Genomic DNA, 10,530 nt, shown 5'->3' with positions numbered 1-10,530 from the left:
GAAGGATTCGAACCTTCGAAGGCAGAGCCGTCAGATTTACAGTCTGATCCCTTTGGCCGCTCGGGAACCCCTCCACAAGTGCGAGGCGCATACTAACAGATCTTCTGATTTTGGAAACCCCCAAGCAGGATTTTTCCATTAAAAGAATTGGATTTGTGGCCGATAACCAATGAAATCGCCATTTTCTAGAGTTATCTCATGCTGCCCAGTTCAATCCGTAATCACCTGCTCGTTGATGAGGGCCAGTTGGGGCAGCGCCTCAACCATGACCTGCAGCATGGTGATCGGGCGGATTTCCGGTTGCATCTGGCCCTGCTGACTGATGCGGTGGAGGAGCAGCCCTGGTTTGATGCCAAACCGGCGGCCAGTTCCCAGAGCCGTGACTGGCGTCTGCACTTTGCGCTGAGACCGGCCGAGGTGCTGGTGGCTGAAGGGGCGGGGAGTGACTGCAGTGCCATCAATGAGCGGTTGCAGCAAGGGGGAAGCATGGTGGATGTGCGGCTCTGGCTGGCGCTGCAAACACCGCCGCTGGCGGTCAAACAGCCACTGCTCGATGAGGCTGTCTACGACAACCTGTCACCGCTGGCGCGGGAGCGGTTGCAAGGAAAGCTGGCCGATATGCCACGCCAGGAGGATCCGCTGATATTGCTGCCGATCCTCGATCGTTTGCAAGAGGGGGTGGATACCCGGTTGCACTGGCTCAGTTGATGGCGCCTGTTCACTGGTGTAACGCGATGCTTGTCGGCAAATCACAGGCAACAAAAAGGCGGGTAACCCCGCCTTTATGCTCTTTAGAATTTTTAGCCTTGCGGCATGCTATCAAGCGTCAGCTTCATCCGGTTGCGGCTGCTCTTTGAGCGCGGCATTGGCACGACGGGCAATCGGCTTTTCGGTGTGACGGTTGAGTTGGCGCTCCAGTTTTTGCCCCAGTTCGTTGATGGCGGCGTAGAGATCCTCATGCTCTGCCTGAGCAAACAGTTTGCCGTTGGGGATGCCAGCACTGGCTTCGACAGTGAACATCAGACGCTCTTTGGAAACAATCACATGGGGTGTGATGAGAGGCACCTGAAGACGTTCGAGCTTTTCAAAACGGGATTCGATGCGCTCGCGGATAGCCGGGGTGATGTCGATGATTTTGCTGGTAATTTCGATTTTCATATTGGCCCCCTTCGGGTCGTCTTGCTTGTGTCTTCACCTTCAGATTACTCATTGGCAAAGATTGAAATGTGATCTATGTCACATAAGCTTCCCTTGGCTATTCAGCAACTTATAAATTGTGATCTTTTCCGGTTTCGTGCCAAAAACAGCTTGAGCTCCATGAAACTGGCAGGCAGTATGACGGGAATAGGATCGTTTCTGTCCCTTCTTGGCAGCACTTCGTGTCGACCTCATGTCCGGTTTTCACTGCTTGATATCGCATGTTTGTACTCTTCCCTCGCAACCTCTGCTCTGATGAGCGGATGCAGGGGGCGTTGCTATGCCTGATTGGACATCAAACGTGGTTGGTTGTTGTGTTGGAGTGGTAAATGAAGCAGCAAGCCACGCAAGTCATGTGGTTTTTCGATCGGCAACATGATCAGTGGAGTCTCTCTGATCAGGGGGCCTACCAGCAGTGGCAAGGGGAGGGCAATCATCCCTGGGCCGCTCGCCTGTTACCGGAAGATGAGGAAGGCTTTGCCGATTTTCTTGTCCGGCTTCATGAATCACATCTGCCTGAACAGTTCATCGGTCATCTGAAGGATGATCGGGGGCAGCTCAACCATGTGCTCTGGAGCGGGCAGTTTGTGCCCACCCAGCAGATCTGCTGTGGCTGGCTGGCCCCTCTTGATACCGCCAACAGTGCGGTCTCCTCTCTCAACCTCTCTTTGCCGTTGCTGCAAACCACCCTGCTAACCCAGTTGGCGCAGGCGCTCTCTGCCCGCACCGGGCTCGATTTCTTCAATACCCTGGTCAGTCAGCTGGCCCATATCCTCAAGGTGGATGCGGTCTGGGTGGGGGAGTTGTGCGGTGCCGACCGGGTCAAAGTGCTGGCTGCCGACGGGCTGACGCTTAAAGACTACCCGCTGGCGGGCTCCCCCTGTCAGGAGCTCTACAAGCAAGGGGCCATCTGTTTCGAGGTGATTGACGAGTCGCAGGAGTATCAACCCTGGCTGGCGGCCGGGCAGACTTATTATGGTCAGCCGCTATTTGATGCTAGAAGCCAACTTCTGGGCCATCTGGCGCTGCTCTATTCGGCCCCGGCAGATACCAGCAACCTCACCTCGGTGCTCAATACCTTCTCGGTACGGATGGTAGCCGAGCTGGAGCGACTGCAATCCGATGCCCAGATGCGCCTCTCTGCCGTTGCATTCGAGACCCACGAAGGGATCATCATCACGGATCCGGGGTTCAAGATCCTGCGGGTCAACAACGCCTTCAGCCAGATCACCGGTTTTGACAGCCACTCCGTACTGGGTCTGCAGCTGGAAGAGGATCTCTGGCCCAATCTTGGAGGGCTGGGCTACGAGCTCAACCCTCTCAACCGCTGGCAGGGAGAAACTCTGCGTCGTCATGCCGATGGTCACACCTACCCCCAGTGGGAGATAGTGACGCCGGTGCAGGATGAAAAAGGGGTGATCAGCCACTTTGTCATCTGCTTCGAGGATATCTCCGAGCGCAAGGCGGCCGAGCGACGCATTCAGGATCTCGCTTATTACGACGAGCTGACCGGGTTGCCCAATCGTCGTCAATTGCATGAAACCCTGGTACAGACGTTCAATGAGGCGATCCGAAACGGCCTGATTGGCGCGCTGCTCTTTATCGATCTCGATCACTTCAAGACCATCAACGACTCCCTCGGCCACGCCACCGGTGACTGGCTGCTCAAAGAGGTCGCCGCCCGTCTCAAACGGCTGGTGCGGCAAGGGGATTGCCTGGCGCGTCTCGGCGGTGACGAGTTTGTACTGCTGCTGCCATCGCTCTCTGCCAGCCCGCCCCAGGCAGAGATGCAGGCCGATATCATTGCCGAGCGTCTCATCACCGAGATTGCCGCTCCTTATACCTATGCAGGTCAGGTGCTGCACATCGGCGCCAGCGTCGGTATCACCCTGTTTCCGGATCGGGAGCAGGGGGTCGATGATCTGCTCAAGCAGGCAGATACTGCCATGTATCAGGCCAAGTCCGCTGGTCGCAAGACCCGTCGCTTCTTCGATGCCTCGATGCAGCAACAGGCGGATCGCCGTCTGCTTATTCACAACGAATTGCGCAACGCCCTCAGTCAGCAGGAGCTGACCCTTTACTATCAGCCGCAGCACATGGTGGACGGCGGTGACATCATTGGTGTCGAGGCGCTGATCCGCTGGCAACCTGCCGGTCGCTCGCTGGTCTCGCCAGCCGAGTTTATTCCCATCGCCGAGGAGACGGACCTGATTGTCGACATCGGCAACTGGGTGCTTTATGAGGCCTGCGCCCAGTATGTGCTGTGGGAAGAGAATGGTATCCACATTCCGCAGATCTCGGTCAACGTGAGCGCCAAGCAGTTCCACGCCACCGATTTTGTCGAGCGGATCCATGATGTGCTGGCGCAAACCGGCATGGATCCGGCCTGCCTCAATCTGGAGATCACCGAATCCGTGGTACTGGGTCATGCCGAGGACACCATCAGCAAGATGACCGAGCTCAAGGGACTCGGCATCAGCTTTGCCATCGACGATTTTGGTGCCGGCTACTCCTCCCTGAGCTACCTCAAGCGGCTGCCTGCCGATGAGCTCAAGATCGACCGCTCCTTCATTCAGGACATCCCGAAAGATGGTGACAACATGGCCATCGTTGAGGCGGTGATCGCCATGGCGCGACATATGGGGTTCAACGTCACGGCGGAAGGGGTGGAGTCCCGTCAGCAACTGGAGTTTCTCAAGGCGCAGGGGTGCAGTTTCTATCAGGGCTATCTCGCCTCCAAGCCGCTGCCGGTGCCCTATCTGGAGAAATATGTACAGCGGCTGACCAGACCGGAGCAACTGCGCGAAATGCAGCTGAGCGAGGCAGAAAAATAGTCCCTGCTCCCCGCTGTAGCGCTGCCCGGCAACGGGTAGAATGAGAGGCAGTAGACCCACCGCCAGCGGGCGGTGTATTGCCCTCAATGGAGATGTTCAGTGAAAGCTGTATGGGGAATTGTTTTGTCGGCGCTGTTCGTGCCGACCCTGATGGCGCAGACTGCCGACCAGACGCTCTACCGTCAGGCGTATGACGCCGTACGGGCCAATGACCAGGCCCGTTTCCAGCAAATTCGTGCCCGTTTGACCCATTATCCCTTGTTGCCCTATCTCGACTACTATCAGCTCGCCTTTCGTCCGGGGGCGGCGGATTACAACGATGTGACCCGCTTTATCCGCCAGCATGGGGATACTCCCCAGTCCAACCGGCTGGAGCGCAGTTATCTGACCTATCTGGCCCAGAGCCAGCAGTGGTCACAGTTCCTGCGCTTCTATCCGGCCAAGCCGAGCTCCACCGACCTGCTCTGCATGCACTATCAGGCGCTCTATTACACCGGCAAGCCGAAAGAGGCGTTGCAGGGGGCGGGCAAGATCTGGATGAGCGGCCAATCCCGTCCCGATGCCTGCTCACCGCTGTTCCAGCTGTGGCAGGCATCCGGTCAGCGTACCCAGGAGAAGATCTGGCAGCGGATGACGCTGGCGTTCGAGGCGGAAAATCCCAATCTAATCCGCCACCTTGGCGCGACCCTGGGTAGCGGCTTGCAGAGCTATGGCGATCAGATGGTGACCCTGTTCGAGCAGCCCGCCAAGGCGATGAACCCTGCCTATTTCAGCAGCAACCCCTATTCCCGCAAGCTGCTCTCCCTCGGTTTGACTCGCTACGCCAATCAGGAGCCGGAGTCGGTGCTGCGCCAGCTGGCGCTGTTTCGCAGCCGTTTTGGCCTGACCCAGGCCGAGGTGAAACCGGTAGAGCGTGCCATTGCCCGCCGCCTGCTGCTGGATCGCTCCATTGCCCAGCGCAGCTGGGTCGATAGCACGGTGAAAAAGCTGGCGGATCCCGACATTACCGAGCTGCGGGCGCGACTGGCCATCTGGGAGCAGGATTGGCGTGGCCTCTCCGGCTGGGTGAAGATGATGCCGATGGCCCGTCAGAAAGAGGATCGCTGGCGCTACTGGATGGCGCGCTCCCTTGAAGTGCAGGGGCAGCAAAAACCGGCGCGGGATCTCTATCTGGAGACCGCCAACCTGCGCGGTTTCTACGGTTTCATGGCAGCCCAGCGCACCGGGGTGCCTTATCGCATCAAGAACCAGAGCGTCAAGCATGTACCGGACTGGCGTACGGCCAGCCAGCGCTGGCCCTTCTTGTTGCGGGTGCGCGAGCTGCTGTCGATGAACGAGATTGCGGCGGCCCGCTCGGAGTGGATCCACAACATGGATCGCAATCCGGTGGCCCAGCGTATCGAGTTTGGTCATATCGCCCTCAATCAGGGGTGGCACGAGCTGGCCATTCTCGCCAGCATTCGCGCCGAAGCGTGGGATGCCCTCGACCTGCGCTTCCCGCTGCCGCTCAAGCGCACCTTCTCCCAGATGGCGCAAGAGCGCACCATGAACACCAGTTTGCTCTATGCCATTTCCCGTCAGGAGAGTGCCCTCTATCCGCTGGCCCAGTCGCCGGTGGGGGCGCGCGGTCTGATGCAGCTGATGCCGGCCACCGCCAAAGAGACTGCCGGCAAGCTGGGGGTGCCCTATCGTAACGAGCAGCAACTGTTTGATCCGACGATGAATATTCGTCTGGGGAGCGCCTATCTCAAGCGCTTGCTGGATGTCTATGACGGCAACCGGATCTTGGCGGCGGCCGCCTACAACGCCGGGCCGGGACGGGTAAAACGCTGGCGAGAGCAGAGTGACAACAAGCCGATGGATGTCTGGGTCGAGAGTATTCCCTACAAGGAGACCCGCAACTACGTGCAAAACGTGTTGTCGTTCGATCTCATTTATCAGCACAAGCTGCAGCAGCCGCTGCGCTTCATGTCAGAGCGGGAGCTCAATCACGCCTATTGAGTCGGGGGCCGCCAGCCGGCCCCTGTTTTCAAATTCCCCTGCCGCCGGGTATCATCGGGTAAGGTTTTGTTACCAAAGGAAACATGCCTGGTGACCTGGCTCCGGGAATTGCATCAGGCCGCAGGGTATACTCGGGCGTCGGCACCGACAGGTTCCCCCACAATAAAGGAATGGATAGTGGCAACGATTAAAGACGTTTCTCAGCTGGCAAATGTGTCTATCTCCACCGTGTCGCGGGTTATCAACAACACGGCACAGGTAGCACCGGAAAAGCGTGAGGCCGTACTGGCGGCCATGAAGGAACTGAATTTTCGACCCAACAGTTTTGCCCAGGCACTGGTCAGCAAGCGTTCCAACTGCATTGGCGTGCTGGTTGGCGACCTCTGCGGCGGCCCCTTCTTTGCCCAGATGATGCGTGGCATCGAAACCATGGTCGATCAGGCCAACAAGTTCACCATCGTCATGTCTGGCAACCACGATATCGCCCGCGAGCGTCACGCCATTCAGGCGCTGCTGCAGCGCCAGTGCGATGCGCTGATCCTCCACAGCAAGGCGCTTCCGGACGAGGAGCTGAGCGAGCTGGCGGCAGGCTCTACCCCCATCGTTTTCATCAACCGTCAGGTGCCGGGCTTTGAGGATCGCTGCGTCTGGCTCGATAACCAGGCGGGGATCACCACCGCGTGCCAGCACTTGCTGGATGCCGGTCATCGCAACATCGCCTTTATCACCTCCGATGATGAAGAGTTTGTCGATGGTCAGCAGCGGATGGCCGGTTACACCCAAACTCTGGCCAGAGCCGGGATCGCCTTTGATCCTGCACTCGTCAGCCGCGCCTATGCCGACGAAAATGGCGGCTATGTGGCGATGAGTGAACTGTTGGCCCGTGGTGTCGAGTTCACGGCCGTGCTCGGTTTCAACGACGGTATGGTGGCCGGCGCCATCTCTTGCCTGCTGGAGCGGGGTTACAAGATCCCGCAGCAGGTGTCGGTGGTGGGGTTCGACGATATCCCCTACGCCCGCTACATCTATCCCAAGCTCACCACGGTGCGCTACCCCATCGAGGAGATGGGCAGCCGCGCTGCCGAGCTGGCGCTGCGTCTGCTCGATCACAAGCCGGTGGACGGCCTGGCGCTCAAGTTTGAAGCCCAGCTGGTGGAGCGGGAGTCAGTCGCCTGACGAGTGTCAAACAGCGAACAACAAGGTGGCCCCATCGGGGCCACACTCTTTTCTGCGTTATCTGAATAATCCGCCATTTATCCCGCCAGGGCGATCCGCTGCTGACGGCGCGCCTCAACCCCTTCTGCCACCATATCGAGCAGTTGCCTTGTCTGTTCCCAGCCGATGCAGCTATCGGTGATCGACTGGCCGTAGCGCAGCGGTTTGCTGCCAATCTCCTGACGCCCTTCGCAGATAAAACTTTCCACCATGATGGCGGCGATGGCATGGCTACCAGCACCCAGCTGGTCGGCAATGTCACGGGCAACCAGCAGCTGGCGGGCATGTTGTTTCTGGCTGTTGCCGTGGCTGCAATCGATCATCAGCCGGGGTGACAGATGATGCTGGCGCAGCAGCTCGCCAGCCTCTGCCACATGACTGCTCTGATAGTTTGGCTGGCGGCCACCGCGTAGGATCAGGTGGCAGTCGGGGTTGCCATGGCTGCGCACCAGTGCCAGCTGGCCATCACCGGAAGGCTGGGTATAGAGGTGGGCCGCCCGGCTGGCGAGGATCGCCTCTACCGCGATCCGGATATTGCCATCGGTGCCGTTTTTAAAGCCGATGGGGCAGGGAAGGGCCGAGGCCAGCTGGCGGTGGAGCTGGGATTCGGTGGTGCGAGCGCCAATGGCACCCCAGCTGATGAGATCCCCCAGATAGAGCATGCTGGTGAGATCGAGAAATTCGGTGGCACAGGCGAGCCCTTCCTGTCCAAGGGCCAGAAGTAACTCCCGGGCCTGGGATAGGCCCTTTTCCAGTCGATCGCTGCCATCGAGGTCGGGATCGAAGATAAATCCTTTCCAGCCGAGCGTCGTGCGCGGCTTTTCGAAATAGGTGCGCATCACCAGTTGCAGCTGCTCCCCGTATTGGCCCTGCAGTTCAGCGAGCCGGCCACCATAGTCGCGGGCGGCTGCCGGATCGTGAATGGAGCAGGGGCCGATCACCAGCAGCAGGCGATCAGCCTCTCCCTGCAGAATATGGCGGGCTTGCTGGCGGCTGCGAGCGATCTGGCGAGTGAGCCGTGCCGGACAGGGTCTGGCCTTTAACATCTCGTCAGGGGTGGGCAGGGTGGCAAGGGGTGAAGCATTCAGAAGTGAGGTGAACATGAGCGATCCTGATGAAAATGGAAATCTGCATGCTCTTTGCTGTCCAGTGGGGATCTTCCCCTTATTCTCTTGGTTAACAGAGCGCGGGCATGGGCCCGCGCTCTGTTATATCGGCCTTGGCTACCTTAGAAGCGGGCTGAGCCGCTGACGTAGTAGCTGCGACCCGGTTCCACGTTCTGGAAGACAGTATCTTTCTCTTGCAGGCGCACGTCGGTCAGGTTGTTGATCCCCAGTCGCAGGTCAAAGTTCTCGGTGACCTTGAAGCCGGTGCCGAGATCGAAGGTCTGATAGCTGGGCAGCTTGTGCAGTACGACAACCTTGTTGACGGTCTGCTCGGCAAACTGGGTGCCGGTGTAGGTGGTGCCGACAAAGGCATTAACCCGCTCGGTGGCCTGCCAGGTGATCTTGGCATTGGCCTTGTGCTCAGGCCGCTCGGGCAGAGCCTGACCCTGATCGCCTTCAGCCTTGAGGTAGGTGTAGTTGGCGCCGAGGTTGATATCGTCGGTCAGATCGAGCTTGCCGGTCAGTTCCAGCCCCTTGGTAGTGGCTTTCTCCAGGTTGTACCAGGTGCGGTCAGTGGAGTTCGGCAACTGCTTGAAGGTGAGCATGTCGTCGATGTCGGAGTAGAACAGGGTGGCGCTGGTCTCCCAGATCCCTTCTCCTGCGATGACTCCCAGCTCGTAGTTGGTGCTGGTTTCCGGCTTGACCTTGTCGCTGCCATAGATGCGGCAGCTGCCGCCGCAGCTCTCGATGCTGTAGCCGTTGGAGTACTGGTGTGGTGCCGGAGCCTTGAAGGCCTGGCTGACCCCGCCCTTGACGGTCACCACATCGTTCATCTCATAGACCAGATAGCCGCGCGGGGTGAAGTGGCTGCCGTAGATCTCGTGGTGATCGTAACGGCCGCCCAGCGTGAAGGTCAGGCTGTCGGTCAGGCCGATCTCGTCCTGAGCGAACAGCGCCTCCTGGGAGTGACTCTCCTTGCCGCCGATATCCTTGTAGCTCACCGCATCCACCAGCTCCCGATCCAGATATTCACCACCCAGGGTCAGGTAGTGGTTGGCCAGCGCCAGGTTGGTATAGCCCTTGAGGGTCAAGGTGTTCTCTTCCAGCTCCCGCTGCTGTGGGGCAGAGTAGCTGGTGTTGAAGTCGTCGATCTGGGAGGTCTCGTAGTTGGCCATGACGGTGGTGTCACCCCAGCTCCAGTTCCCCTTGTGAGTCAGGCCAAACAGGTTGCGATCATTCTGCTGCTGGCGGCTGTGAACCTTGTTGCCGGTCTTGCGGAAGATATCGAGAGGCCGCTCATCCTGGTTGTAGAGATAGTCAAACTCGAAGCGTTGCTGCTCATCCACCAGCCAGCTCAGGGTGGAGGCAAAGTTACGGGTCTGTTTGGCTTCGATGAGGGGGATGCCGTCGGCCGCTTCGGGCGGAGTCCAGGCCTGACGGTCGTACACTTCGCCATTCATCCGGATCAGCAGGTTATCGGTCAGCGGGCCGGTAAAGCCCAGGTTGGTTCTGTGCTGATCGCCGCCATCCTTGCCTTCGATGGCCTTGAAGTCGGCATCGGCTGCCCCTTGCCAGGTTTTGCTCGGCTGCTTGGTGATGATGTTGATGACACCGCCGATGGCATCGGAGCCGTAAAGTGCCGACATGGGGCCGCGGATCACCTCGACCCGCTCGATCATACCAAGGGGCACGGGGGTGTTGTCGAAGTTGCCACCGCGCCACAGGGCATTGGAGGAGGAGAGGCGTTTGCCATCCACCAGCACCAGGGTGTATTTGCCCGACATGCCGCGAATGCCGATATCGCTGCGGCCATTGGTATCGGTCTCGGCCTGGATGCCCACTTCGTGGCGCAGCAGGTCGGCAAGGTCATTGACCGGTGCGGCCTTGATCTGTTCGGCACTGATAACCGAGATGGAGGCGGGGGCCGAGCGGGTATTGTGCGCCGTGGTGGTGACAGTGATCACCTCATCAGCTTGAGGGGCGTTGCTGGCGGCGATGGCTTGCTGGGTCAGCAGGGTGACTATGGTGGTGGCCAGCAGGCTGGGGGCAATAAAACGGGAGGTTGAGGATTTCATTATTTACATCTTCCATAACATTCAAATGATAAGCGTTATCATTATCAAATTGAATTTGCTCCGATCGCAACTCTTTTTTATCGGTGATGTTCGGTTTCGTTC

Annotated in this window: 7 protein-coding genes; 4 read left to right on the top strand and 3 right to left on the bottom strand. The window is 58.9% G+C overall.

Features of this window, described 5'->3' with window-relative positions; genetic code table 11:
- Nucleotides 1–198 precede the first annotated feature (198 nt).
- The gene (locus G5171_RS09955) at nt 199–708 is read left to right on the top strand and encodes a VC2046/SO_2500 family protein (protein ID WP_421260115.1); all 510 of its coding nucleotides are present in this window, start codon (nt 199–201) and stop codon (nt 706–708) included.
- A gap of 111 nt (nt 709–819) precedes the next feature.
- Here G5171_RS09955 and hpf read toward each other — a convergent pair whose 3' ends face one another.
- Nucleotides 820–1,158 (bottom strand): ribosome hibernation-promoting factor, HPF/YfiA family, encoded by a 339-nt coding sequence (hpf, locus tag G5171_RS09950; protein WP_005334257.1) that lies wholly within the window; start codon nt 1,156–1,158, stop codon nt 820–822.
- Between the two features lie 368 nt (nt 1,159–1,526).
- Between hpf and G5171_RS09945 the strand changes: the two genes are divergently transcribed.
- The 3 genes from G5171_RS09945 (at nt 1,527) to G5171_RS09935 (ending at nt 7,208) form a co-directional block, all read left to right on the top strand.
- Nucleotides 1,527–4,031, top strand: a complete 2,505-nt coding sequence (locus tag G5171_RS09945) for a putative bifunctional diguanylate cyclase/phosphodiesterase (protein ID WP_421260114.1) — start codon at nt 1,527–1,529, stop codon at nt 4,029–4,031.
- Nucleotides 4,032–4,130: 99 nt separating this feature from the next.
- A complete protein-coding gene (locus G5171_RS09940; RefSeq protein ID WP_040066126.1) occupies nt 4,131–6,032 on the top strand; it encodes a transglycosylase SLT domain-containing protein in 1,902 nt (633 codons plus the stop codon).
- A gap of 177 nt (nt 6,033–6,209) precedes the next feature.
- On the top strand, nt 6,210–7,208 hold the full coding sequence (locus tag G5171_RS09935) for a LacI family DNA-binding transcriptional regulator (RefSeq protein ID WP_069527099.1): 999 nt from the start codon (nt 6,210–6,212) through the stop codon (nt 7,206–7,208).
- Between the two features lie 77 nt (nt 7,209–7,285).
- Here the strand turns inward: G5171_RS09935 and G5171_RS09930 are convergent, their stop codons facing one another.
- A complete protein-coding gene (locus G5171_RS09930; protein ID WP_421260113.1) occupies nt 7,286–8,350 on the bottom strand; it encodes a 3-deoxy-7-phosphoheptulonate synthase in 1,065 nt (354 codons plus the stop codon).
- 125 nt (nt 8,351–8,475) lie between these two features.
- Nucleotides 8,476–10,428, bottom strand: coding sequence for a TonB-dependent receptor domain-containing protein (locus tag G5171_RS09925; protein ID WP_421260112.1), 1,953 nt, complete (start codon nt 10,426–10,428; stop codon nt 8,476–8,478).
- Nucleotides 10,429–10,530 lie beyond the last annotated feature (102 nt).

The organism is Aeromonas sp. 600774 (genome assembly GCF_049175075.1).
Lineage (GTDB): Bacteria > Pseudomonadota > Gammaproteobacteria > Enterobacterales > Aeromonadaceae > Aeromonas > Aeromonas veronii_A.
The sequence above is the reverse complement of the archived record's forward strand: the minus strand, read 5'-3'. Positions and strand labels throughout refer to the sequence as shown.

Bases quoted from the DNA above. Each gene is read 5' to 3' on its own strand.
- G5171_RS09945 (WP_421260114.1), top strand. From the start codon at position 1,527: ATGAAGCAGCAAGCCACGCAAGTCATGTGGTTTTTCGATCGGCAACAT.
- hpf (WP_005334257.1), bottom strand. From the start codon at position 1,158: ATGAAAATCGAAATTACCAGCAAAATCATCGACATCACCCCGGCTATC.
- G5171_RS09925 (WP_421260112.1), bottom strand. From the start codon at position 10,428: ATGAAATCCTCAACCTCCCGTTTTATTGCCCCCAGCCTGCTGGCCACC.
- G5171_RS09955 (WP_421260115.1), top strand. From the start codon at position 199: ATGCTGCCCAGTTCAATCCGTAATCACCTGCTCGTTGATGAGGGCCAG.
- G5171_RS09930 (WP_421260113.1), bottom strand. From the start codon at position 8,350: ATGTTCACCTCACTTCTGAATGCTTCACCCCTTGCCACCCTGCCCACC.